Source organism: Enterococcus sp. DIV1368d (assembly GCF_050542975.1).
GTDB lineage: Bacteria > Bacillota > Bacilli > Lactobacillales > Enterococcaceae > Enterococcus_D > Enterococcus_D casseliflavus.
The window spans coordinates 2,854,481-2,880,840 of the sequence record NZ_CP172939.1; the positions used below are offsets into that span (position 1 = coordinate 2,854,481).

The following is a 26,360-nucleotide window of genomic DNA, read 5'->3' on the forward strand; positions in this document are numbered from 1 at the left end:
CCTCTTTCTTTTTATTAACCTTTCACCGCACCCAACATAATTCCTTTGACAAAATACTTCTGGAATAGCGGATAAATGAACATGATTGGTAAAACAACAATGACTGAAACGGTCATGCGGATCGACGTCGGCGTCTGCGTTGTTGCTGCTGAAGCGATGCTGGAAAGTGATCCCGAGGTATTTTTGACCATTTGTGCCAACGAATTGGCTTGATTGATATACGTATAAAGAAGGTATTGCAAGGAGTAGAGACTTTGATCCGTAATGTAAATCAGTGTATCCTGGAAGGAATTCCATTGACCCACTGCCGAGAAAATCGCTACTGTTGCTAAAATCGGTGTACAGTTGGGTAAAATTACCCGAAAGAATACTTGAATGATGCCAGCTCCATCCATTTCAGCTGCTTCTTGCAATGATTTGGGGATCGACTCAATATAGGTTTTCACCAAGATGATATTAAAGGGCTGAACGACAGCCGGCAAAATATAGACCCAAAAGTTATTCGTTAAACCTAATGTCTTCATCGTGATGAATAATGGAATCAACCCTGCATTGAAATACATTGTAATCACGACAAAGCGATACCAAAATTTTCGTTTCCACATTTTTTCTTGGGTAAACATGAAGCCTAAGAAGGCTGAAGCTAAGACAGTCGCGGCGGTACCAATCACCGTTCTAGCCACCGAAACCGTTGCGGCTAGAGGCAATCCTTTTAGCTGTAACACTTGACTATAGTTTTCAAAATGGATCTCTTGTGGAAAAAAGCGAATTTGGCCTAACGCACTCAACTCATTATTACTGATTGAATTAATGATCAAGTAATAAAAGGGATACGCGCAAATCAACGTAATCAAAAAGAAAAAGGTATAATTGAGGATACTAAACGTCAGGTTTTCACGTTTGCGTACTTTTTTCGCCTTTTTCTTTTCACTAATCGATAGTTCCATTGATATCCTCCTCTTCTAAATAATGGATGTCCCCCGAATTTTTTTCGAAGCAATATTGACGATGGCTAACAAGGCAACAGAAATGACACTTTTTAGCATACTGATCGCGGTCGCTAGCGATAGACTATTTCCGCCCATCCCTAAATTGTAGACATACAAATCGAGGACTTGGATCGTGTTTCGATTGAATGCGTTTTGGAAGACAAAGTACTGATCCATTCCGTTGTTCAGCAAGTTGGCGATAGACAGCATCAACATCACAAGGAACGTCGGCATCAAGGCAGGTAGTGTGATATGACGCATCAGGTGGAAACGATTCGCCCCATCGATTCGTGCCGATTCATACAATTCGGGGTCAATTCCTGAAATGCCTGCAAGATACATGATGGCACCCCAGCCCAAGCCTTTCCAAATATTCCAAAGACACATCATCAGCCACGTATGATTGCCGCTATCCAAAAATTTGACTGGATCGGTAACGAAGCCCCATTCTTGCAGCAACGTGTTTACCAGCCCTGTTGAAGAAAACAAGCTAAAGGCAATCGTATACACCAAAACCCAACTGATAAAATTCGGTAGCGTGGTCAGCGTTTGGACCAAATTTTTAAACCATTTGCACTTGATTTCGTTCAGTAAAATGGCGAAGCCTACTGGTAGGATCGAAGTGGCGATCCCTAAAAAACTCATGGCAAAGGTGTTTTTCATTACTTGTACGATCTGATCCACTTGTGTTGGACTAGAGACAAGAAGTCGAAACCATTTGAAGCCTACGAACTCGCTGCGCGCTAAACCTAATGCTGGTTTGTAATCATAAAGTGAATAAATCCATCCGTGCAAAGGAAAATAAGAGAACAAAAACACGAGAATCAGAAAGGGAACGATACATAAAAACAAAATCTTCCCTTCTCGTGTCACCCGCTTATTTTTTCTTGGGACACTGCTTAGTTTACTTTCCATTTTCCTCCCCCTTTTTTGTAACCGCTTTTACATTTTTAATACTAGCACCTGAATGCTTATTTGCCACCTGTGAAAAATAGAGGTCAATCCGTACATTTTAGACTTCATTTTTCTTTTATTTATAAAGAACGTTGATCTATCAATGTTTTCGCTAGAAACCGCTCGAATGGCAAGGCTTTCAAAATTTGTTTTTTGCGAGTACTATAGGAATATATCAATTTTGGAGGGATATAAATGAAGTACAATCCTGATGGTCAACTGTACAAAATAACCACCGTTTTTTCACAATTCACATTGTTAAATTTACTATATATCATTAGCTGTTTGCCAATTATTACGATTGGTGCTGCGACAGCTGCCCTTTATGAAGTGACGATTCGTTATGCGGATGAGGAGCGTGGTGAATTGATTGTAGGCTATGTGCGAGCGCTACGTGCAAACTTTATGAAATCCACCGGTAGTTTTCTCCTTCTTGGGCTCCCCATGGTAGCACTACTGTATAGTAGCTTGTTTTGGTTTTCCTCAAAAACCATTCTTGCCAGTATTTTTGCTTTCGTTCTAATTGTTACAGCTATTTATCTGTTTATTGTGTTAGTCTATTGCCTTGCCTTAATTGGACGTTATGAAAACAGCTTTAGGCAAACACTAAAAAATGCGTTTCTGTTACCGATCGCGGACCCTATCCGTTCGTTAGCCCTCGCACTTATTCCTATCGCTGCGTTTTGTTTTGTTATTTTATTTCCGTTGTTTAAATTTCTCTTGTTGATTTTTGGCTTTTCTTTTGTTATTTATTGTAGTTCGTTCCTGTTGCTTTCTATCTTTCGTAATCAACAAGCATGAAAAGAATCAGTCATCTCTCACTTTTTCGTCGTCTGAGTCAGTTTTCCATTCGGCGACAATTGTTCATTCTTTATCTACCTGTTGTTTTTTTATCCACAGTGACTATAGGTCTCTTATTGGTCTACGATTCAACCAAACAGCTGACAGGCAATTACCAACACTTGGCAGAGTTGAATGCTCAGCGTGTCAAATCTGTTCTTTTTGATACAACAAACACGCTGACAAACACGGCGAGTTCCTTATCAAACGATACCCATCTACGTCAACTTTTAACTGCCAATTACCTTGACGACCAAGAAGCGATTGTGGACATCAATAGCTATGATCAACTAGATGAGATCAGAAATCTTCAAACCTCGATTGCGAAATTAACTATCTATACGACGAATCAAACCATTCCGAACTATAAATATTTTCAACAGGCAGATGACACGATTCAAGCGACCGCCTGGTACCAACGAGCTCTCAAGCAACCCGATGCTTTTTTGATGACGATGCCAGAGGATTACAAAGCAAATCGTTTGAGTCTTTATAAGACGTTGCCTTTGCCTTTATCAAAAGAAACAGCCGTTTTGGAGATCCAAGTCGATTACAATTATCTCAGTAACCGACTTCGTAATTCATCCTATGAATTGGAATTACAGTTAAATGATGATGTCATCTTTTATAGTGACAAAATCAATCAAGTTGGGGAACCGGGACAGCTGACAGCTCTTTCTGAGCCGCAAACGAGTGCTGCCTTTTTAAAAAATGATGGTACCAAGGTGATGCTCACCAAAAGCACCTTACCCATGAGTAACAAAGAAGATATCATCACGATTTATAGTGCGGATACAAATGCCTATCGTAATCTACGCGCCAATCTGATCCGTTGGAGCACGATCGTTTTGGTGATTTTGATCACTACTTTCATCATCGTCTTTCTCTTTGCTCGATTCTTTACCAAACGAATTTCTCAACTGCAGCAGGCGGTCTACTTTGCCTCGATCGAGGATTATGATTTCTTTCAAAATATTAGCGGCGAAGACGAGATTTCACAGATTTCTCTTGATTTCCATAAGATCATTCAACGAATCAAGAAAAAAGAAGAAGAGATCTACCGTTCGCGTCTGGCACAGCAAGAGCTATTGACTCAGCAGCAGCAAATGGAATTTAATATCTTAGCGGGGCAGATCAATCCCCACTTTTTGTTCAATACGTTAGAAACGATTCGCATGATGGCGATGACTTCTGGCAATTCTGACGTCGTTTATGCCATCAAGTTACTGGCAAAATCGATGCGCTATACGCTAGAAGCCCACGGAACCAAGCGAACGAGTTTAGAAGAGTCCTTAGACGCGGTTCACGTGTATGTCAAGATCCAGCGGATGCGCTTTGGCGATCGAGTCAACTTTTCCTATTCAGTCTCCAATGAGATCGACCAAAAAGAAGTCCAAATATTGCCCCTCCTGATTCAACCATTGGTGGAAAATGCCATCTCCCATGGCTTGGAAGGCATCACCTATCCAGGGTTTGTCCGTTTGACGATCACCAAAGACGGCCATGATCTGGTGATCGTGGTACAAGACAACGGCAGCGGGATACCGCCAGAAAAACTCGAACACTTGCAGCAAAAAATCAAGACGCCCTCCACCCATGCCAAAAAGAACATTGGACTAGCCAACGTCAATCATCGGGTCAAAATGTTTTATGGACCTGAATACGGCTTGACGATCGAGAGTGTGCTGGGCAGCGGCACACAAGTCACCTTGCGGATCCACGATCTAAGCCAAGATTCATTTTCTCCTCACTAAAACAGTAAAGCCCCCCTTCGATTCCTGTTTCAGAAATCGAAGAGGGGCTTTTGATTGATTAGAAATCCCGCACATGAACGGTTTGTTGTGGTGAAGAGGCGCTGGCATAGCAGCCTACCATGATCCCAGTAAAGACACCGCCAACTTCAGTAGTCAGATATTTTGTTTCTCCCCTACCTAAAGGCTGTGCTTGTCCTTGCTCATCAACAACAGAAAAACGATAAGTTTCTTTATCGGCGCTCAGCTGCAAGGTGACTGTATCTGCTGCATAAGGCAGTTTCTTTTCCACTTTCCATAGGGAACCGATTTGTCGACGGAAAACTAGCTGCTGACTGGACGCCGTTTTTTCCAAGTAGCCCTCATAGTGATGGGTGGCATTTAAGAAAACCGTCAATCCCGCTTGTCCATCCGTTAGTTGCCGACAATCAAAGGTTGCCTGAAATTGTTGCTCAAAGGCGGTTTGCCGTTGGAACACTGCGGCGAGTTTGCCTTGATCAGACAGACCCGTCTGATTAGGATGCAGCAAGAAGCCATGTGGCTCTTCTTCAATCAACGCAGAGTCCCATTCGAATAAAGTCACGTAATCAGGCTTGCTGCTCTTCTTTTGTGTTTCCTTTGGTGTCGCCGCTGTGTCTACCTGAATGGTTTCTGGCAAGTGACCTTCCTCGCCAAACACCGGCCATTGGTTTGACCAGTCCACCGGTAGCAGGCATGTTTCCCGCCCTAACAAATGCCTCAAAGGATAGCTGATGGGGCGTACTGCTAGACAAACTGCCCACCAGTTGCCTTTAGTATCTTGCACGAGATCCGCATGCCCTGCGGCTTGCAGTGGCAGATTCGTACTGCGATTGGTCATCACTGGATTGTGGGGATATGCTTCATAGGGTCCCGTCAAGGAACGGCTGCGGGCCATGGTCAGCATATGCCCATAGGACGTTCCGCCTTCGGAGATCAACAGGTAGTAATAACCGTCTTTTTTATACAAGTGGGGGCCTTCTGGATCAGCCGCTCCGCTGCCCGTCCAAATATTTTGCCGCGGGCCTAGATCTCCAGAAGCCAAATCGATCGTCCGCAGATAGATCTCCTTATGGGTGCCTAAGTAATAGGTCTGTCCATCGTCATCTGCGAAAATTGTTGGGTCGATCCCAGGGGTGTCCAGCCAAATCGGGTCAGACCATTCACCAGCGATGTCATCCGTCCAAATCAGAAAATTGCCTTCTCCTCCTTCGTTTGCACCAACATTGGTGCAAACGAGGTAAAAGCGGTCCTTGATGAAACGCAAGGTTGGGGCATACAGACCAAAAGCATTGGGGTTTTTCGTCGGTAGCTGCAACTGCTCAGGTCGCGAAAGTCCATGGCCAATCAGCTGCCAGTCTGCCAAGTTTTTACTGTGATAGATTGGTAATCCAGGAAAATATTCAAAAGTACTCGTCACCAGATAAAAGTCTTCACCGACACGGCAAATACTGGGATCTGGATGAAATCCAGGTAAAATTGGATTCGTGATGGTTCGCATGGGCATCTAAAACTCCTTTATCGTGGTTTGGTCAGCCGTCAGCTCATGGCTCGTTTTTCCAGCAGTCGTGTGTATCTGCAAGAATGCTTGCTGGATGCCAGTCAGCTTGACGATCAGTTCTTGATCGACTCTTTCGACAGCCACCTCGCCAAGCCACTCACCGTGGTGATCATAGATAGCGGCAGCGGTCTTGTCTTGCGGATCAAAAAGATGGATCGTTGGATGTTGGGCATAGTCATAGACTGCTTTGGTTTGTTCATGGCCTTCGATAATGACTTGATTTGGTCGGACTAACAGTGGCAAGTGGAAATAGTCATAGGTTTCTTGGTACCAGCGTCCGCCCTCGTATGCTTTGCCAGATAAATAGTCGATCCAATGCCCCTTCGTTTTCGGTACGTAAAAGGAGACTGTTCCTTGATCATTAAAAATGGGCGCCACTAAAAGGTGTTCCCCCAGCATGTATTGGCGATCCAAATGATGGGTCATCTCGTCTTCAGGAAACTCTAAGACTATTGCCCGCATCATCGGAATCCCCGTTTGAGCGGTTAGCACCGATTGGGCTTGCAAGTAAGGCATCAAGGACAGTTTTAACTTGGTAAAGGCTTTAGCTACCGCCACGGCTTCGTCGTCATAGACCCATGGCACTTTGTATTCCCAGCTGCCATGGTAACGGCTATGGGAAGACAGCAGACCAAATTGTGTCCAGCGCTTGTAGAGGTCTGGAGTTGAGCCAGCTTCAAACCCTGAGATATCGTGGCTCCAATACCCAAAGCCGCCTAATCCAAAGGATAGACCGGCTCGCAGCGACTCTGCCATCGATGGATAATCCGAGGTACTGTCGCCGCCCCAGTGTACAGGCAAACGTTGCGAACCAACCGAAGCTGCCCGCGCAAAAACGATGGCTTCTTCTGCTCCCTTGACTTCTTTCAGCAAGTCAAAGACGACCTTATTGTATAGATAGGCGTAATAATTGTGCATTTTTTCTGGATCAGAGCCATCATAGTACACCGCATCGGTGGGAATCCGTTCACCAAAATCCGTTTTGAAGCAATCCACCCCCATGTCTAATAAGGTACGCAGCTTGCTGTTGTACCAAGCGACCGCTTCAGGGTTGGTGAAGTCGACGATCGCCAAACCTGCTTGCCATTTGTCCCATTGCCAGACATCTCCATTGGCACGTTTCAAAAAGTAGCCATTCGTCATTCCTTCATCAAACAAGGGTGATTTTTGCCCAATGTAAGGATTGATCCAGACACAGATTTTCAATCCTTTGGCTTTCAAGCGCTGCAGCATTTTTTCAGGTTCTGGGAAAGTTCGTTCATCCCACGTGAAGTTGCACCACTCGTATTCTTTCATCCATAAGCAGTCAAAATGAAAGACCTCAAGAGGGATATCACGTTCTGCCATACCGTCTACAAAAGACGTCACGGTTTGTTCATCATAATCCGTCAAGAACGAGGTACTTAGCCATAACCCAAAGGACCATGCAGGCGGCAGCGACGGTTTTCCCGTCAAATCAGTGTAGCGCTGGATCACTTGTTTCAGCTCATCGCCGGCAATCACAAAGTATTGTAGCGATTGTCCTGGATTGCTGAATTGAACACGCGAAACTTTTTCACTCCCCACTTCGAATTGCACCCGATCTGGTGAATTGACAAAGACGCCATACCCTTTATTACTTACATAAAAAGGAATATTTTTATAAGCTTGCTCTGTACCAGTCCCCCCATCGGCATTCCAAATATCAACACTTTGGCCATTCTTCACGAAATTAGTAAAGCGTTCCCCTAAACCATAGATCGTTTCTCCCACATCCAGAGTCAACTGCTCGCTGATATGGGTATTTGCTTGCGGATCGATCACTAAAGCTTTGCTGCGAGGCTTGCTTTGGGTAATCAGCTGTTCTTTGTAATAAAACGAAGCTGTCACATTTTCCTCTTTGGTGATTACGACTTGCAAGTCTCCCGAGCGAAAAACATAGGATTGCTCGTCTTCTGAAATATCAGGAGTGATCGCTTCTGTCATCAATTCAAAATCGGGGGCTTTGGCTTGGACCCCTTTATAGTTATAGAGGGTGATCCCAATGATATTGCTTCTAGGGGTAGTGACTTCCATCGTTAACAATCCGCCATCCAGCGTTGCCCCTTTATGTCCGACATAGCTATAAGGCAGATATAAAACCAATTTGTTTTCTTCTTTACGGGCATCGTAGACATGCACCGCAAATTTCACATCAAATCCTTCACGAAATAACCAACCGCCATCTGAAAATTTCATTTTTTTCCTCCTTGTTGGATCAATGTCAACGCCCCTAACAGACCAGAATCATTATAGTAACGACAAGTCTCGATCGGCACTTGGAAATCTGGCCAATGGGGGTTCTCATTGATTGCTTGTTTGATTATAGCTAATAGATCAGGGTGTTGGCTGATGCCGCCGCCGATCAGTATTTTTTCGGGATTCATCGTGACAGCTAGGTTGTAAATCGCAAGTGCGCCATAACGTGCCCACTGTTTCAGGATCTCCTGCGTTTCAGGATCACTCGACCACTGCTGCATGATGGTTTCACCTAAAATCTCCTCTGATTCAGGAATCGCTTTTGCCCGCCGATAGGCAGCAATCAGTCCTCTCGTTGAAGCTAGATCATGGAGGGTCGCAAAAGAAGATGCTTGAAAATCAGTGATCATCATTCCGAATTCTCCTGCCCGAAACCCATTGCCGTGAATCAACTGGCGCTGATGAACGAGCGCGCCACCAATACCGGTGCCTAATGTGATCATGACAAAATCTTGTACGTCAGCAGCATTGCCGGTAGAAAGTTCTGCTAAAGCAGCACATTTCGCATCATTTTCGATCCAGATCGGATAAGACTTGGTTAAACGCTGCTGCAGCTCTTGTACGACAGCACAGCCGTGTAAAGGAGCCAACGCCCCCGCCATGATCGCTCGGCCATTGACTGAATCAATGAAACCAGGAAAACTCAGCCCGATCCCTTCGATGATATGCACTTGCTCGACTTCTTTTATTTTGGCAGCTAAGGCAGCAAAAAATTCATCCCGCGTATTACTCGGGGTTTTGATTTTGCCTCGGTCCAGCCATTGATTCTTCTCGGTAAAAACCCCGAATTTGATATAGGTCCCCCCTACATCAAAGCACAGGCGTACATCTGTCATTTCTCCTCCTCCGTTCGAAAAGCGCTTACAGTTTCATTTAAATTATATAAAAGAAAAAAAAGAAAGCCTACTTCTTAGAATAGACTTTCTTACTATAAAAATTAGCTTTTTTCTGTCTCCGATAGGCAATAGGATACTTCTTTTTTATTTCAGCATTGCTCCATTTGAAGCAATGACTTCCTTATACCAATCAAAAGAATCTTTCTTGATTCGATCAAACGAACCATTCCCTTCATTGTCACGGTCTACATAGATGAACCCATATCTTTTTCGCATTTCACCTGTAGTAAATGAGATGAGATCAATACAGCCCCATGCTGTATACCCAATCACATCAATGCCGTCTTCCTCGATGGCAAGCATCATTTGTTTGATGTGTTCAGCTAAATAGTCAATCCGTTCGGGATCATGAATGCCGGTTTCTGTCATTTGGTCATTAAAACCAAAGCCATTTTCCACAATAAAAATCGGCAGTTCATAACGGTCCTGCAAGAGATTCAGCATATAGCGCAATCCCATGTGGTCAATCGTCCAGCCCCATTCCGTCATCGTTGCATAAGGATTCGTTGTTAGCACACTGCTGCCCAACAAAGGATCATGTAGATAGTTTGCATCTGAGCGGGTAGATACTGTATTGCTTAAATAATAAGTAATACCGATATAATCAACGGTGCCGTTTGCCAAATCATCAAGATCGGCTTCTGTCACATCGATCGTGTACCCTTTTTTCTGCCATTCATTGAGTATTCTTTTTGGGTAGTGTCCACGGACATGTACATCTGTGAAATAGAGTTGATTATTATCTTCTTGTTGTGCTAACAATTGATCACGAGGATCAGAAGTCAGCGGGTAATTAGGTGTGGCAGCTAAACAGCAGCCAATTTGAAACTCAGGATTGATTTTTTTCGCAGCTGTGACGACCCGAGCTGAAGCAACAAACTGATAGTGAGCGGCTTGGTACATGCCTGCTAGTTTCTCCTCATCCTCGTCAAAGATCACACCAGAATTGGTAAAACTGTAAATTGGATTATCGATGATCCGCTGATTGTTGATCTCGTTAAATGTTAGCCAATACCGCACTTTTTCTTTGTAGCGTTCCATTACAGTTTGCGCAAAACGTTCAAAAAATCCGATCATCTTTCTGTTGCGCCAAGCCCCATAGGTTTCAACTAAATGATAGGGCATCTCGAAATGAGACAACGTCACAACAGGTTCTATTCCATATTTTTGCATCTCGTCAAAGACCTGATCGTAAAAATACAGCCCTTCTTCGTTCGGTAGTTGTTCATCTCCTAAAGGAAAAATTCGTGTCCATGCGATACTGATTCGCAAAGCTTTGAAACCCATTTCCGCAAAAAGTTTGATATCTTCCGGGTAACGATGGTAAAAATCAATGCCTTCATGATTCGGGTAATATTCCTCAGGCAAGATTGTGTTGGTAATTTTCCGAGGCCGATCTTTCGTTCCTGCTGTCATCACATCGGCAATACTGATCCCTTTCCCGCCTTCTTGCCAAGCACCTTCCACTTGATGAGCGGAGATCGCACCGCCCCATAAAAAGTTTTCTTTCATTTTCAAACTCCTATCCTTCGTTGTTTACGGTAAACAGAATCCCTTCTGCTTCAATTGTTCCGGCCGTTGTTTCGTACTCGATTACTGTATCTGGTCCACAATTTGTAACGATCACGGGTGTCGATAATTGATAGCCTTTATTCAGAATCGCCTGCCGGTCAAAGGTCAACAAACGATCTCCTCGTGCAATTGTCGCACCATTTTCGACGTTAACATCAAAAAACTCACCATTTAGATTCACGGTATTCAATCCGACATGGATCAATAATTCAACCCCTTGATCAGATTTAATACCAATCGCATGCTTAGAAGGGAAAACAGCAACAACAGTGCCCGCAAAAGGTGCCCGAATGATTCCTTCATCGGGGATGACCGCAATTCCTTGTCCAGCGATCCCGCTGGCGAACACATCGTCTTCCACTTCTGCTAAAGGCATCACTTGTCCTTTTACCGGTGAATAAATCGGAGTTGCTGCATTGGTTAAGATACTTTCTACCTCTGATTCAGGCTCTGCTTCAAATTCTGTTAGTTCACTTTCCTTCACGCCGAAGAAATAAGCCAGTAAAGCACCTGACAACAATGAAACGGTAATTCCGATCAGATAACCCACCAAAGGACTGTAAACAGGCAAGGAAAAAATATTATGGAAAACATACGCATTCATCGTCACACCAAAAGCGCCTAACACCGCTCCGCCTAAACCACCGGAAATAGCTACGATCGGCAAAAGTCTTTTGTAACGAAGAATAATCCCATAGACGATGGGCTCTGTCACACCGGCAAAGAAGCCAGTCAAGGCCACTGGGCCTGCCAAAGCACGCATTTTCGAATGTTTTTTCGCTCGTAAGAAGAAGCCAACTGCAATCCCGATTTGAGCAAAAACAGCGGCCAATGCCATTCCTTCAATAGGGTCTCCACCTAATCTTGTCAGATTATCTAACGTTACAGGTGTAAAGCCCCAGTGCAAACCAAACATAACCATGAAGGTCATCCCGCCGCCTAAAACGATGCCTGAAAGGATCCGGCTTTTTTCAAATAACCACATTACACTTCCTGATAAAAGATCCCCGAAAAAGGTGCCGAATGGACCAAAAAGGATAACGGTCAATGGAATCATGATCATCAAACTAAGCATTGGTACGGCAAACAATTGAATGTCTTTATAAATAATCTTTTTCAAAAATTTATCTACAAATTGATAAATGAAAATAGCCGCAAAAATCGGAAATAGGGTTGTGGCATAGTCCACGGCTTGAACTGGTATCCCCAAGAAATTTGTATTTTCCACGCCAATCAACCCAGTAAACTGAGGTTCCAACAATGCTGCACCAATCACACCGCCAACGTACATGTTGGCACCTAATCTTTTCGACAACGTGATCCCTAAGAAAATCGGTAAAAAATAAAATATTGCATTACTCGCGGCACTCAAAATGACATAAGTAGAAGATTCTGCTGATAACCAATTAAATTGGGTCAAAACCGTCAGCAGTGCTTTTAGCATCCCCGAACCTGCTAGAGCAGGAATTAAAGGAGAAAAAGCACCTGAGATAATTTCAAATACGGCGTTCAAATTAAAACCTGTTTTTTTCGAAGAACCTGTTTCTTGATCTGATAACCCAGCCATAGCTGAGATCGTCGCATAATAATCTGATACATTGCTGCCGATTACGACTTGATATTGTCCTCCGCTTTGTACAACAGACATCACATAGGGCAGTTTTTGAAGTTCCCCTTTATTGGCCTTGGTGTCATCCTTTAAGCCAAAACGCAATCTCGTTGCACAATGAACCAAGCTGTCGATATTTTTTTCACCACCGATCAAGCGAATGATCGCGGCACTTTCGTTTTCAAATTTCATAATTATTCTCCTTTTGCGTATAATAAAAAGCGTGATCTAGAAGACACCTCAAACAAAAGACTCGTTTGAGTGCTCACTCTAGGTCACGCCTGCTTTACCAGTAACGATCCGTTAAGATGCCAATCGATTTAAATGTAAGGTTAAATACAACACTTCATCTTCAGTGATTTCCCACTGATACCTATTTTCCAGAAATTGCTTGATTTTCATAGCACACTCATAATCCAACGGATATTTCAGTTGAATCACATCTAATAAACTAGACGCTGGTTGAGCTGGTAGCTCATTGCTCATCTGTCGTTTAACAAAGTAGCGAATGTGAGTGATGAATCGGGAAAAATAAATAGAGTCTTGTCTGAATTCTTTGCCATAATGATAATTGATGATCGTCAAAATATCTTTCATGACTTTGGAAATCAGCATTGTTTCTTCCATTCCGTTGTTATCGCCTAAAAAATTCACGAAATGCAGCGTAATAAAAGCAGCCTCATCTTGCGGAATATTCAGATGTGTTCGCTTTTGCATCAGCTCAACCGCTTGAAGACCAATTTCATATTCTTTCGGGTACACCTGCTTTAATTCCCATTCTAGGGGTGTTTGAATTTTCATCCCTTCTCTTGCCCTCGTCAGAGCAAAACCGATATGGTCTGCAAGTGCCACTAGCAGTGCAGGATTGCTTTCGCATTGAAACGCTTCCTCAAACAATTTTAAAATATCGCTGGCCAGTTGCAGATCACGATATTCAATCCGTTTAAGCAGCTGTTCCAAATCTGCAATGCTTTTTTGGTCGTTAATGATGAATCGCTTTTCTATTTTCTTTTGATCGACAGTGTCGCCTGGCTTCAAACCAAAGCCGATGCCACTCCCCATCACAACTTCTTCTTGGTGATTGTCGTTCAGGACTAATGAAGCATTATTATTAAATACTTTGACGATTTCCATGGTCAACACCTCCTAAAATAAAACAAAAAAATAACGTCACCAACTAGCTATGATCTTTTTCCAAAACAAACGAATGGAGAAAATCTCATACCTGTGGTCACGCCTGCATTATCAGTAACGATCCGATGCACTTACTATACTTCAAAATGAAAACGACGTCAATAGCTTTTTTAAAGCATTTTCTTGTATGAGTTTCTGACGAGATTATTCAAAAAAATGGCGACAAAAAAAGACGTGTTGTCTCTTGCTGCCGCCATGCGAACCTGTAATGCCGCTTTTTCTTTTCACAAATTTCTCTTTTCATTGCCCATTCGATGGACTGTTTTCCTGAAAAACAGCTGCTCATGTATCAGCGAATTTTCTTATGTTTTCCGAAACTCATTCGGTGAAACCTGATGGTATTGTTTGAACTTTTTGTAGAAATAATCAACATTGCTGTAGCCCACCAATTCAGCGACTTCGTAAACCATTAGATTGGAATGACGCAAGATTTCCACCGCTTTTTCCATTCGTACTTCATCCAAGAACGCCAAATAATTTTTCCCAGTTTCTTTGCGAAACTTCTTGCCTAGATAGGCACTATTGTAATTGAAACGTTCCCCGATTTTTTTCAAGGTCAAATCTTCTTGATAATGCTTTTTCGTGTATTGGATCAATTCTGCAATGATATCGATTTGGTTCAAACTGCTGGCGACTGTTGCTTGCAAGTCTGCTAGTTTTGCGGTGATCACCTCTTGCAGCATTGGAAACGTCTGGGCGAGAAAAATCTGCTGATGTACTTCGTCTGTCGACCATTCGATCGCTAAGGCTACTTTTTCACTGATTTGATGCTGCAGCCATTCAATGTCACCATTGATTTGCCATTTGATTTCTTCTTCCAATGCCAATGAATGATAAAAGGTTTGATAATAGCGGGATAACGGCTGTTCTAACGGATCGTTTGCCAAAATCGCCTTGACTAATTCTTCACGCAAATCGCTTCGCTCTTCTGCTTCTTGCGTCGTATCCAAAACATGGTGAGAAATGACTTGATTGGGAAATAAGAAAATCAATTTACTCAATGTCTGGATATCGATCATCAATGGCTTCAAGTTATCTTGCGCCGCAAACCAGCGGGAGATCAAGATTTCTTGGTGAGCCATTTTTTTACGGCACCACGCATCGATCGCCTCGTCGGGAAAGCGTTCCTCGTTTAACAGAACCAAATACCGATGATGCCGATGGATCAAGGTGACGACTTGCGCCACTTGCTCCTGCAATTTCTCAACCAGCTTTTGGGCATCTGCCTCCTCGGAAAGTCGCAATAGCTTGATGGCTTGTGCGTCTTTGATCCCCGTTTGATCCCCGCCAAACAATTTCTCCATCAACTGACTCTTCTGATTTTTCTGCTGATCGGTCTTGGCTTTTTGATCGATTTTCGTCAAAATACCGATCAGCTCTTCTTCATCAACTGGTTTCAGCAAATAGGTCACAGCACCCAGCTGCAACGCTTGCTTGGCATAGTCAAAATCTGAGTAGCCGGATAAAATAATGGCAAAAAACAAAAGCCCTTCCTCCGATGCTGCTTGCACCATCTCAAGACCATTTTTTCCCGGCATACGGATATCAGCGATCACAACATCTGGCTTCAATTCGCGGATCATTGCCAAGCCAGCTTCGCCGTTTTCCGCCGACCCGACGATTTGATACCCCAGACGTTCCCAATCGATGATCAGAGGTAGCCCATTTCGGATCGATGCTTCATCGTCAACGATCAACACTTTACGCATTTTCCAACCTCCATTTTCAGCTACTCCTTCGTTACATCATGTTTCACTTGTCAAACTTGCCCCGTTGGTGCGAATCACCTCTTGATACCAATAAAAACTATCTTTCGGGATGCGCGCCAACTGACGTTCGCTTTGATTGTCGCGATCGACATAAACAAACCCATAGCGTTTTTTGTATCCATTCAACCAACTCAGTAGATCTGTAAAGGACCAAGCACAGTAGCCGATCAGCTCAACCCCATCCGTGATGGCCTTTTGCAGTTCAACCAGATGTTCCTGCAAATAGGTGATGCGGTATGGGTCATGGATCTGTTTGTCTTCTGTCAATTGATCGATAGCGCCTAACCCATTTTCAGTAATAAAAATCGGCAAGTCATAATTGGCTTGGATGCGCCGCAAAGCTACACGGAAACCAACGGGATCGATCTCCCAGCCCCAATCCGTTTTTTTCAAGTGGGGATTTTCTGCTGTCGCAAACATGGTTTCTTCGGGTGAGAACTCACCAGCCGCCGCTTGCATCAAATACGGATCGACTTTAGAAAATTCTTTCTTTTCAGCTGACTGCTTTTGCAAGTTGTTTTGCTGGGCCGTCCCACTGTGATAGTAATTGATTCCTAAGAAATCAGGTTTTGCCTGTTTTAATAGTGCTTGATCTTCTGGAGTGACTTCAGGAGCCAAGCCAACTTTGGCTAATTGCTTGTACACAAATTTCGGGTATTCACCTTTGCAATAGACATCTAAAAACCATGCGTTGTTGAAGGCTTCGCCATTTTCTGCTGCCAGCACATCTTCTGGGTCACAGCTAAACGGATACATCGGTCCATAGCCAAAACTTGGACCGATCTTGCCCTGAGGAACCAGCTCATGGAACAAATTGATCGCCTTAGCATTAGCAAGGTTGATGATGTGATTGGCTGCATACATCCGTTTTAAGTCCTTCAAGCCCGGCGGATGTGCCGCCCAACGGTACCCAAGAGAAGTGAAGACATTTTGTTCATTCATGGTGACCCAATAGGTGACTTTCTTTCCTAGGCGTTCAAAAAGGATACGACAATACCGTTCAAATGCTTCTGCTGTTTCTCGACCTTCCCACCCTAAGTATTTGTCTTGCAAAGCCTGGGGAAGGTCCCAGTGATACAGCGTCAAAATCGGCTCTACTCCTTGCCGAAGCAATTCGTCCACCAGCTTTTCGTAGAACGCCACACCCGCTTCATTGACCGCGCCTTCGCCATCAGGCAAGATTCGCGACCACGCCACACTAAAGCGATAGGCTTTCAAGCCCATTTGCTTCATCAAGGCAACATCTTCTTTGTATCGATGGTAGTGATCGATCGCCACTTTGCCGTTGGTTTCCTCAAAAGTATTGCCAGGAATTTGGGCATAGGTGTCCCAAATCGACGGACCTTTGCCGTCTTCTGCCCATGCTCCTTCAATTTGATAGGCCGCCGAAGCTGCCCCCCATAAGAAGTTTTCTGGGAAAGGATCTAAATTTGTGTGAAACATCAAGTTGCCTCCTTCATTTCCTAAACCGAAATAAATCGGTTACATTTTATCGTATCATAATTTGGTTGATTCGTAACAATTGCTAAAAGATATTTTTTAGGTGAAAAAACTGCCGCTCCTCAGAACGACAGTCGTTTCTTATTAAAACAGGTAATCATTCAAACGAGATTTCACATATTCAATGTGGCTGGATTCTAATTCGATTTGATCATGCGCCAATGCGTAATCTGTCAGTGTTTCTAAGTTTTCCTCATCAGCAACGATCTTCGCTCCGATGCCTTCTTGGAAAGAGGCATACCGTTTTTCCTTCAACTCGTCTAAGAAGCGGTCTTCTTTTAGTTTCGCTGCTGCTTTCAACGCTCGGGCATACGTATCCATACCAGCGATGTGGGCTAACAACAGATCTTCCATTTCAAATGACGAACGACGGACTTTAGAATCGAAATTGATTCCTCCCGGTGCGATGCCGCCGTTTTCTAAGACTTCGTATAAAGCGAGTGTGGAGTCAAAGACGTTGGTTGGGAATTCATCCGTATCCCACCCTAACAGCATATCTCCTTGGTTGGCATCCAGTGAGCCTAATGCGTTATAGCTACGGGCAACGGCGATTTCATGTTCAAAGGTATGGCCAGCTAATGTTGCATGATTGGCTTCTAGGTTTAATTTGAAATCTCCTTCTAAGCCGTAGTGCTGAATGAAGGCCATCGTTGTCGCTGCATCAAAATCATATTGATGTTTTGATGGTTCTTTTGGTTTCGGCTCTAATAAGAACTGCGGTTTATGACCGATTTTTTCGCCATAAGCGATCGCCATTTTGAATAGACGGGCGATGTTGTCTTGTTCAAATTTCATGTCTGTGTTCAACAAGGTTTCATAGCCTTCACGACCACCCCAGAAGACATAGTTTTCGCCGCCTAATTTTTTCGAGATGTCTAAGCCTTTTTTGACTTGGGCTGCCGCATACGCATAAACTTCCGCATTATTGGTGGAAGCAGCGCCGTTATTGAAACGAGGATGTGAGAACATATTTGCTGTGTTCCATAATAGTTTGATTCCCGTTTGTTCCATTTTTTCTTTGATTAAATCGGTGATTTCGTCTAAGTTTTGGAAAAATTCTTCTAACGTTTCTCCTGCAGGTGCCACGTCAACATCATGGAAACAGAAGAACTCTGCCCCTAATTTTTCGCAAATCTCGAAGAAGGCTTCTACTCGATTTTTCGCCGTTTCCATTTCGGTGTCACCAATCCACGTCCGTTTGTTGACGGGTGCGCCGAAAGGATCAGAGCCGTCTTGCGTCATCGTATGCCAATAGGCGATTGCAAAACGTAGATGATCTTTCATTTTCTTGCCTAAAACAACTTCTTCGGCATCGTAGTGGCGAAATGCAAACATATTGTCTGTTTTAGGACCTTCGTAGCGGATTTTTTCGATCTCTGGGAAATAAGTCATTGTTGTTGCCTCCATTTTATGTTTTTTAGTGTAATAAACTAACTTACTTGTTTCCAATCATTTAGAACCAAAAACGATTCCTCGCTTTGATCAGGTAGATTGCCTGCTGCCATTACGCTACTCGATTTGCGCCAATGCATGGCAGATAGGTGCGGTTTGTTGGTAGACGGTCCGGTAGATCGCATAAATTTCTTGGTATTTGGCGACATTTTCAGGAATTGGTGCAATGGCCTTGCCGTATTTGACAAAGGCGTTAACACAAGCAGTTGCATCTGGATAAATGCCGCTGCCGATTGCTGCTAGCATTGCTGCACCCATACCTGGACCTTGCTCAGTAGACAAACTCAGCATTTCTGCATTAAAAATATCGGCTTGCATTTGCAGCCATTCGGCATTTTTCGCACCGCCCCCCACAGAAACGATCTGGGTGAATTTCCGCTGTGCCCGTTCTTCCATGATCATTTGGGAATCTTTCAAAGAGAAGGTGATCCCTTCTAAGACCGCACGACTGAAATGCTTTTCGCGATGCCGTGTGTCGATGCCGATAAAACTACCCCTGATTTGGCTGTCGGTATGCGGGGTGCGTTCACCCACGATATAAGGCGTAAACAGCAGGCCTTCTGCCCCTGGGTTTACCTCACTGATCGCTGAAAGCAATTCCTGAAACGATTGGTTGGGGGCAAACGTATCACGATACCAGCTTAAGGAATTTCCAGCGGCTAACGTGACCCCCATTGAATACAACTTGTCTTTGATCGCATGACGGAAAAGGTGTAGATCTCCTTGATAATCAACCTCTTGCGCTTCTTCAAAGGATAAGAACACACCGCTCGTGCCAATCGACACCATGCCGACACCTTCGGCGATGATCCCTGAACCTAATGCAGCACAGGCATTGTCTGCGCCACCTGCATAGATCGTCACCTCTTGTTCAAACCCAAAGGCTTCTTGCAGCTCTTTTCGCATTTGCCCCACAGGCGCTGCTGATTCAAAAAGCGGCGGCAGTAAATCCGATGCGATTGCGAATTTTTCTAGAATGGCTTCAGACCAGCACTTCTTTTCGATATCCAGCAGTAACGTACCCGCTGCATCGGAATAATCCATCGAATAGTTCCCAGTCAGCCAAAAAGCCAAGTAGTCTTTTGGCAGCATCATGTGACGAACTTGTTGCCAATGTTCAGGCTCGTGTTCTTGGACCCATAAAATTTTTGGTAAAGTGAACCCTTCCAAAGCAACATTCTTGGTGATTGCTTTTATTTCCTCTCCAAAGGATGCCATGATCGCTTGGCATTGTTTGGTGGTCCGAACGTCATTCCATAATATTGCCGGACGAATGACTCGGTTTTCTTCATCCAATAAAACAAGACTATGCATTTGCCCAGAAAAGCTGACGCCGATCAATTCCTTTTGCAGCGTTGGAAGCTGCTGGATCAAGGTTTTGATCACCTTATCTGCCGCCTCTTGCCAATGCACCGGCTCTTGCTCACTGAACCCCGGTCTAGGGGATGACAATGGATAGTCAGCACTTGCTGTTCCTTGGAGTTCCCCGGTTTGATCAAAAACTAAGCCTTTTAACGCACTTGTTCCCAGATCCAACCCTAAAAAATAAGCCATCTCTTCTCTCCTTCCTCTGTTTGAAGCAGTTAACCATTGACTCTCAAACGGTTAATTAGCATTCAAAACTAACTAATCGAATAGTAAACGATTCTCGCATTCCCGTCAAGCGCTTTCAACGAATCTTTCATGGTTTTTCCTTCTCAAACTGCTGCTCCTACATTCTTCGTCTTTTCTTTATTCTTCAGCTTGCACAATATTAATTTGCACGGTAAACTAACACTAATCACATCTACGAAGAGGAGTACACATGATTATCAATAAAATGGGCATACGCGAACAAAATGAAGCGGCTGTATTGAAGACGATCATTGACAATGAAAATGTGTCACGAGCGGAAGTGTCAAATTTGACCCATCTCAATAAAGCGTCTGTTTCTCAAATAACCAAAAAACTGATCGACACGGACTTCGTGCGCGAAGTCGGCATTGGTGATTCCACTTCGATCGGTGGTCGCAAACCGATTCAATTGCAATTCAATCACCGTAGCAGCTTAGCTGTTACCTTTGACATCGGCTATAACTATGTTAGAGGGATGCTCTCTTATATCAATGGCGAGATGATCGCCTCTGCCGACCATTCCCATGAATTGATCACCAAAGAAAATGTACTAGCGACGATCGATTCCATGATGATAGAGTTTTGGCCGCAAATGCCGCAAACCACTCATGGATTAGTAGGAATCTGTTTGGCGATCCACGGCATCGTTCATAATCAGACGGTCACCTTTGCCCCCTACTACGACTTGGAACACTTTGATTTGATCGCCCCTTTGAGCCAAAAATACAATACGGCGGTCTATATAGAAAACGAAGCCAATCTGACGGCTTTAGGCGAGTACTGTTTTTCTTCTGATTCCACGAATTTACTGAGCGTCAGCGTCCATAGTGGGATCGGTGTCGGAATCATCGTTGATGGGCAGCTACAAACCGGTACTCACGGCATGGCGGGGGAAGTTGGCCATTCTACGCTCTTTCCTCACGGCAACTTGTGCCCTTGCGGCAATCGAGGCTGCTTAGAGCAATATGCGTCGAACAAAGTCTTGTTTGACACCTACAGTCACTATACAAAAACAGCGTTCGTTAATTCGGATACCTTTGCACAAGCCTATCATGCCGGAGAAAAATCAGCAGTCGAATTGGCGCAACAAAATGTTGAGTTTCTTAGTATTGGGCTAAACAATGTCATCACTTTTTCTGATCCCGAAGAAGTCTATATCAACAGCTCGGTCTATCGCAAAATTCCTGATTTATTACTGGCGCTGCAACAAAAATTGACCAGCCAGTTCACCAAAAACACGAAGATCAAAAACAGCCGATTAGGCGATCAAGCCCCGCTGTTTGGCGGTAACGTTTTAGTCGCGAAACATTTCTTGAATATCAACGATTTGCGCTTTGCGGCACTTGATCTCTCCCGTGCGATCCGTTAAATGAACGCTGGACTGAAAACTCAGTCCAGCGTTTTCTTTTGGTAAAAGGGTATCGCTATCCTTTGATTCCGCCAGCCGTCACACCGCCCACGATGTATTTCGATAGAAACAGGTAAATCAGTAGCAAAGGAATAATACTTAATGAAATCCCTAGATACATACTGCCAAATTCAGTACGGTAAACATCAGTTTTCAGCAATTGGACCAGCATCGGCAACGTATACTTTTCCGTATCGTTGATCAAGATCAAGGGCATCAAGAAATTATTCCACGAGGTCACGAACGAGAAAATCGCCATGGTGGCTAAGCCCGGTTTCATCAAGGGCAACATGATGCGATGGAAAATTTTGATCTCGCCGGCTCCGTCCAAACGAGCAGAATCTGCCAAATCAGGATGATAGATCGTTTCTAAGTATTGCTTTAAGAAAAAAACGGTAGCAGGTGATGCGATCGCTGGTAAAATCAATGGCAGAAAATTATTTAAGAGCCCTAAGCGATTCATAAATTGATAAAAACCGATCATGCTAATTTGCTGAGGAATCATGATCAGCCCAAGAATGACAGCAAACAGGACTTTCTTGCCACGAAACTCATAGGCGATCACGCCATAAGCTGTCAATGCCGAAAAATATACATTGAGAACGGTAGCGCCAGCCGCAATCAAGAAACTATTTTTAAATCCATTGAAAACATTGAAGCCTCTGCCCATTAAGACGGACCAGTTGTATTGGAGATTACCGCCAGGCCACAAGGACAGCCCTTGCTGGATCTGTTCTGCTGAACGGGTCGCATTGACTAAGACGACCCAAAACGGCAGAATACTTAAGATGGTCAGCAACACCAAAAAGACATAGATCAACAATCGTTTTGCCCGATAGCTATTTTCCATTTATTTTCGCCCCACTTTGCTATTTTCTTTGAAAAATTGAAACAATAACGTGCTTAATACGATTGAAAGTACCAGTAATAGCACCGACGCGGTTGCGGCAACGTTGAAATTCCGACTCCCGGTAAAGGCTTGGTTGTAGATAAACATCGTGATCGTTAAGACACTATTGTTGGGATTGCCGTTTGTCAGCAAAAAAGGAATGTCGAACATTTGCAAGCCGCCAATCAAAGACGTCACCAATGTATAAAGCAAGATTGGTTTTAACAAAGGCAGCGTGATCTTGCGGAAAATTTGACCATCATTGGCTCCATCGACCATTGCTGATTCAAAAAGAGTATCATCAATGCTCAAAATGCCCGAAACCAAAACGATCGTGGTCTGACCATACCACATCCAAAATTGGATAAAGGAAACGATCAGCCGAGTGCCCGTTTCACTACGGAAAAAGTCATAGGGCTGGTCCAAAACACCGAAATGCTGCAAGACTAGGTTGATCGGACCTAACGGAAAACTGAACAAAACGAAAAATAAGATTGCTACTGAAGCGGCAGTAATGATGTTGGGTAAGTAAAAAGCGACTTTGAAGAAGCCTTTCCCCCGCAAGCGCAACTTGATATTGGTAAACCATGCCGCCAGCAACAGAGCCAAGCCAATTTGAGGGACAAAGTTTACGCCCCACAAAATAAAAGTATTGCTGATCGATTTTAAAAATAATGGGTTGCGAAAAATCGCAAAATAGTTATCCAGTCCGACAAGATTGGCAGCTGGATTCCACCCTTTTAGATCTGTAAAGCTCAGGTAAATCGTATAGAGAATTGGATAAAGCTGAAAAACCAAGAATGCTAGAAAAAATGGTGCGATAAATAATAGCCCATAGCGATGATACTGTTCAAATCTTCTCTTATTCTGCATCGTAATCCCCCTGATATTTTTTTCTTCTACTGTCAACTTCTGCCTGTAAAGACAAGCCATTTAAGCAGCGCATAGTACCTAGAAAAGGTTGAAACCGACCCCGTCTTCGGTGCCGGTTTCAACAACACCTAATCTACTTGAACATCTGGATAAGCATTGACGACCGCATCTTTAAAGTTTTGGATCGCCGTTTCCTGATCCACTTCACCTTTTGAATATGGTGTCAAACAACTATCCGTAAAGAGGGTTTCAATCGTTTGGTCATACTCGGTCAGAATTTTCGCGTTGATGTCTTGAACCATATCGGCAAATTCTGCATAGTGGTTTTGACCGCCTAAAAATTCCTCTTGGTATTCGCTTTTAATTTCTTCAACGACTCGCTCATTTGATACAAAATCACCGGTATCTTCGGCCCATTGTTTTAAAAATGCTTGATCTGTGGTCAAGTAAGCCACCAATTGCGCCGCTTCTTCTTGCATCTCAGAATTTGCCGTAGCACCGATCCATGTGCCGCCCCAGAACCACGACGACGGTCCTTGGATCATGCGCCAGTCCCCTTCTGTTGAGCTGGAGTTATCGGCAGCTGTCGCATTTGGTTTTAACCAATAGTGCAGCCCCCATGTCGGCAAACTATAACCGAATACATTGTCGCCATTCATTCCAGCAAACCAAGCTTCTGATTGTCCTTCTGTATCTTGTGTCAGGCCTTCTTCTACAAATTTTCGTGATATATCCAACAAATCATACAAACTGTCGTCGATCACTAATTTACCGTCTTCAACCCAGCCATGTTCGCGTTGACCATAAAAAGGCTTCGCCAAATCTTGGACACTAGAGATCATATAGGTGGTTCCACCACTTTTTTCTTTGACTGCTTTGGCTTCCTCATAGAACTTGTCGTAGTCTGACAAGGCCGCTTGCGCAGCCGCTGGATCATCGATCCCTAGCAGCTCTTCTGCCATCGACGCCCGGTAATAAAACCCGCCAGGAGCAGCTTGCCAAGCCAAGGCATGAAGAACCCCGTCTTTTGAAGTTCCTACGTCTTTGACATATTGATACGTATCTGCCGCGGCTTCATCAAGTCCCAGTGAACCAAGGTCTGCCATCATCCCTGATTCCACATATTTTTTGACAAAGGCAGATTCTAAAGCAATCACATCTGGTGCATCTTTGGAACCGAGAATCGGATCGAGCTTGGTCTCGAATTGGTCAGAAGGAATCTCCACGATCCGAATGTCATAGGCCAAATCGTCATGCGCCGGCAAATAGTAATCATTGATCATCGTTGATAATTCTGAAGTAAAGGTCCAAACCACGAGTTCATCCTTGCCACTACTTCCTGATGCGCTGTTATCCGAGCCGCTGTTTCCTGAACCATTCCCGCAGCCACTAAGCATAAAAGCCGCTAAGCTAGCCACTGACGCTGTTTGTAAGACCCGTTTCCAATTTTTCATCTTTCTTCCTCCTCGATTTTTTGATAGTCAAATGAATCAAAATCAGCCGCCAAACGATTACCAGTCGTATCGATCGCAAACATCCCCACAAAAGCCCCCGTAAAGAACCCACCGTAATGTTCTGCCACATAGTCGTCAGACAATTGCAAGCTGTCAAATAGCTGATCGATGACCTGCCACTCTTTTTGATCAAACGAGTACGCGTATTGATAGTGGGCATAATGAACGATCGTTTTGAAGTAGACTGTTTGTACATCGGCTGGTATCACAACTTCTGGTGCTTTTTGACTCTTCAGTTGGCCCTTTTCGCTTGCCAATACAGTGATGATTCTGCCTTTCGTCTCATCATGAGTGATGTAGATCGCCGACCAGTTTTGTGTATTGTAGTAATTCGTCATGCCTGCTAACTGTAGAAACGAGGTCGGTGAAAATTCAACGGCAGTCGTTGCTTCGAAACGAAAATCGCTCCATCTTCTTGCCACCAGTGCTTGATGGAACAAGGAATTGAACGACTCTCGCCCATACAAGCGCAAGTACCCTGGTCGTGCGGTCAAACTACCGATTTCCTCAGAAAAAGGAATCCGCAAGGTTTGAAACACTGGTGCCAACGACGCCTCTTCAAAATCATTAAAGCCTGATTCTGTTTCCCACGGATGTTCGGGCAGCTGTGGCTGTGGGACTTCCTCTTTTGGAAAGTTTCCGCCTGTGATATACGGCCAATCATTTTCCCAATAAACAGACTGGATCGCTGTTTCTCGTCCGAGCGGGCAATAGCCGCGATTTTCTAAGAGGGGCGTTTCGGGATACTTCAGCGCTCGCCCTGTTAAGTGAACAAAATACCATTCATCGGTCTGCGTTTTCACAAATGAACCATGGCCAGCTTTTTGTAGCAGGATCTCTGGCTGTCCCCAGGAACTGATCAGAGGGTTTTGAGGATGAACTTCATAAGGCCCTTCGATGTGCGTCCCACGAGCGATGGTACTTGCATGTTCAAACTTGGTGCCGCCTTCTGCCGTCAATAAATAATAATAGCCGTTCACTTTATACATAACCGGTGCTTCCGTCAATTTGCGCTCTGTTCCTTTGAAGATGATTTTGGGCTGCCCCACCAATTTCTTGGCTTGCCAATCAAACTCTTGGAGAGAGATCCCATAAAAGGAATGGTTTGTCGGACGATAATCCCAAACCATGTTCAGAAAATATTTTTTGCCGTCGTCGTCATGAAATAACGAGGGATCGAAACCAGAAGAATTCATATAGATTGGTTCTGACCAATCCCCATCAATGGTTTCACAGGTGATCAAATAATTGTTCACATCTTTCCAACTATTAGATTGTGTTTTGACATCTGAATAAATCAACCAAAAACGACCATCACTGTAACTTAAGTTTGGCGCCCAAACACCCCCAGAATCTGGGTTTCCCAGCATATTCAACTGACTGACACGATTGACTGGTGTACTGATCAAGCGCCAGTTCTTCAAATCCTTCGAATGGAAGATGCGCACACCTGGAAACCATTCAAAGGTCGACGTAGCAATGTAATAATCTTCACCTGCACGACAAATACTCGGGTCTGGATGAAAGCCTGTTAGTATCGGATTGGTAATCAAAAAAATTTCCTCCTCTTTCCCTTTTTGGCATTTTGTGATTCAACTGAGTGTCAGTAGGAATGAGCTTCATTCAGTTAGTAAGTTTTCTTTACTAATATACCTAACAAAAAAAAGAAACTTACTGCTG

Annotated in this window: 19 protein-coding genes; 3 read left to right on the top strand and 16 right to left on the bottom strand. The window is 43.9% G+C overall.

What is annotated here, in order from left to right:
* Positions 1 to 14: 14 nt before the first annotated feature.
* Positions 15 to 947 carry a carbohydrate ABC transporter permease gene (locus IGJ44_RS13410; protein ID WP_005228460.1) on the bottom strand — a complete coding sequence of 311 codons (933 nt, stop codon included), beginning with the start codon at positions 945 to 947 and terminating at the stop codon, positions 15 to 17.
* A 15-nt stretch (positions 948 to 962) separates the two neighbouring features.
* Positions 963 to 1,904 carry an ABC transporter permease gene (locus IGJ44_RS13415; RefSeq protein WP_005228459.1) on the bottom strand — a complete coding sequence of 314 codons (942 nt, stop codon included), beginning with the start codon at positions 1,902 to 1,904 and terminating at the stop codon, positions 963 to 965.
* A gap of 234 nt (positions 1,905 to 2,138) precedes the next feature.
* Here IGJ44_RS13415 and IGJ44_RS13420 point away from each other — a divergent pair, with 234 nt between their 5' ends.
* Entirely contained in the window at positions 2,139 to 2,744 is a 606-nt protein-coding gene (locus tag IGJ44_RS13420) for a YesL family protein (protein ID WP_060791434.1), read from the top strand.
* Complete coding sequence (locus IGJ44_RS13425; RefSeq protein WP_060791435.1) at positions 2,741 to 4,537, top strand: sensor histidine kinase; 1,797 nt, start codon at positions 2,741 to 2,743, stop codon at positions 4,535 to 4,537. Before IGJ44_RS13420 ends, IGJ44_RS13425 begins: the two co-directional genes overlap by 4 nt.
* Before the next feature lie 58 nt (positions 4,538 to 4,595).
* On the opposite strand, the gene IGJ44_RS13430 is transcribed toward IGJ44_RS13425, so the two are convergent.
* The 10 genes from IGJ44_RS13430 to xylB all read right to left on the bottom strand — a co-directional run bounded on the left by IGJ44_RS13430 (position 4,596) and on the right by xylB (position 19,936).
* Positions 4,596 to 6,059 carry a glycoside hydrolase family 43 protein gene (locus tag IGJ44_RS13430; protein ID WP_074535433.1) on the bottom strand — a complete coding sequence of 488 codons (1,464 nt, stop codon included), beginning with the start codon at positions 6,057 to 6,059 and terminating at the stop codon, positions 4,596 to 4,598.
* Positions 6,060 to 8,330 carry an alpha-xylosidase gene (gene yicI, locus IGJ44_RS13435; RefSeq protein WP_074535432.1) on the bottom strand — a complete coding sequence of 757 codons (2,271 nt, stop codon included), beginning with the start codon at positions 8,328 to 8,330 and terminating at the stop codon, positions 6,060 to 6,062.
* Positions 8,327 to 9,226 carry an ROK family protein gene (locus IGJ44_RS13440; protein ID WP_167826906.1) on the bottom strand — a complete coding sequence of 300 codons (900 nt, stop codon included), beginning with the start codon at positions 9,224 to 9,226 and terminating at the stop codon, positions 8,327 to 8,329. The genes yicI and IGJ44_RS13440 overlap by 4 nt, the downstream gene beginning before the upstream one ends.
* A gap of 144 nt (positions 9,227 to 9,370) precedes the next feature.
* Positions 9,371 to 10,798, bottom strand: a complete 1,428-nt coding sequence (locus tag IGJ44_RS13445) for a 6-phospho-beta-glucosidase (protein WP_060791439.1) — start codon at positions 10,796 to 10,798, stop codon at positions 9,371 to 9,373.
* Between the two features lie 10 nt (positions 10,799 to 10,808).
* Complete coding sequence (locus IGJ44_RS13450; protein WP_074535430.1) at positions 10,809 to 12,659, bottom strand: beta-glucoside-specific PTS transporter subunit IIABC; 1,851 nt, start codon at positions 12,657 to 12,659, stop codon at positions 10,809 to 10,811.
* 111 nt (positions 12,660 to 12,770) lie between these two features.
* The gene (gene licT / locus IGJ44_RS13455; RefSeq protein WP_010749938.1) at positions 12,771 to 13,601 is read right to left on the bottom strand and encodes a BglG family transcription antiterminator LicT; all 831 of its coding nucleotides are present in this window, start codon (positions 13,599 to 13,601) and stop codon (positions 12,771 to 12,773) included.
* 362 nt (positions 13,602 to 13,963) lie between these two features.
* Positions 13,964 to 15,370 (bottom strand): response regulator, encoded by a 1,407-nt coding sequence (locus IGJ44_RS13460; RefSeq protein WP_074535429.1) that lies wholly within the window; start codon positions 15,368 to 15,370, stop codon positions 13,964 to 13,966.
* Positions 15,371 to 15,406: 36 nt separating this feature from the next.
* The gene (locus IGJ44_RS13465) at positions 15,407 to 16,873 is read right to left on the bottom strand and encodes a glycoside hydrolase family 1 protein (protein ID WP_430605800.1); all 1,467 of its coding nucleotides are present in this window, start codon (positions 16,871 to 16,873) and stop codon (positions 15,407 to 15,409) included.
* Between the two features lie 141 nt (positions 16,874 to 17,014).
* A complete protein-coding gene (gene xylA / locus IGJ44_RS13470; RefSeq protein WP_008380597.1) occupies positions 17,015 to 18,322 on the bottom strand; it encodes a xylose isomerase in 1,308 nt (435 codons plus the stop codon).
* Between the two features lie 117 nt (positions 18,323 to 18,439).
* Positions 18,440 to 19,936 (bottom strand): xylulokinase, encoded by a 1,497-nt coding sequence (gene xylB, locus IGJ44_RS13475; protein ID WP_060791444.1) that lies wholly within the window; start codon positions 19,934 to 19,936, stop codon positions 18,440 to 18,442.
* A gap of 250 nt (positions 19,937 to 20,186) precedes the next feature.
* Here xylB and IGJ44_RS13480 point away from each other — a divergent pair, with 250 nt between their 5' ends.
* Positions 20,187 to 21,365: an ROK family transcriptional regulator gene (locus tag IGJ44_RS13480; RefSeq protein ID WP_060791445.1), complete on the top strand. Its 1,179-nt coding sequence runs from the start codon at positions 20,187 to 20,189 to the stop codon at positions 21,363 to 21,365.
* Positions 21,366 to 21,420: 55 nt separating this feature from the next.
* Here the strand turns inward: IGJ44_RS13480 and IGJ44_RS13485 are convergent, their stop codons facing one another.
* The 4 genes from IGJ44_RS13485 to IGJ44_RS13500 all read right to left on the bottom strand — a co-directional run bounded on the left by IGJ44_RS13485 (position 21,421) and on the right by IGJ44_RS13500 (position 26,233).
* On the bottom strand, positions 21,421 to 22,254 hold the full coding sequence (locus IGJ44_RS13485; RefSeq protein ID WP_005228444.1) for a carbohydrate ABC transporter permease: 834 nt from the start codon (positions 22,252 to 22,254) through the stop codon (positions 21,421 to 21,423).
* Entirely contained in the window at positions 22,255 to 23,166 is a 912-nt protein-coding gene (locus IGJ44_RS13490) for a carbohydrate ABC transporter permease (protein ID WP_167826904.1), read from the bottom strand.
* 128 nt (positions 23,167 to 23,294) lie between these two features.
* Positions 23,295 to 24,620 carry an ABC transporter substrate-binding protein gene (locus IGJ44_RS13495; RefSeq protein ID WP_074535427.1) on the bottom strand — a complete coding sequence of 442 codons (1,326 nt, stop codon included), beginning with the start codon at positions 24,618 to 24,620 and terminating at the stop codon, positions 23,295 to 23,297.
* Positions 24,617 to 26,233 (bottom strand): glycoside hydrolase family 43 protein, encoded by a 1,617-nt coding sequence (locus IGJ44_RS13500; protein WP_074535426.1) that lies wholly within the window; start codon positions 26,231 to 26,233, stop codon positions 24,617 to 24,619. The genes IGJ44_RS13495 and IGJ44_RS13500 overlap by 4 nt, the downstream gene beginning before the upstream one ends.
* Positions 26,234 to 26,360 lie beyond the last annotated feature (127 nt).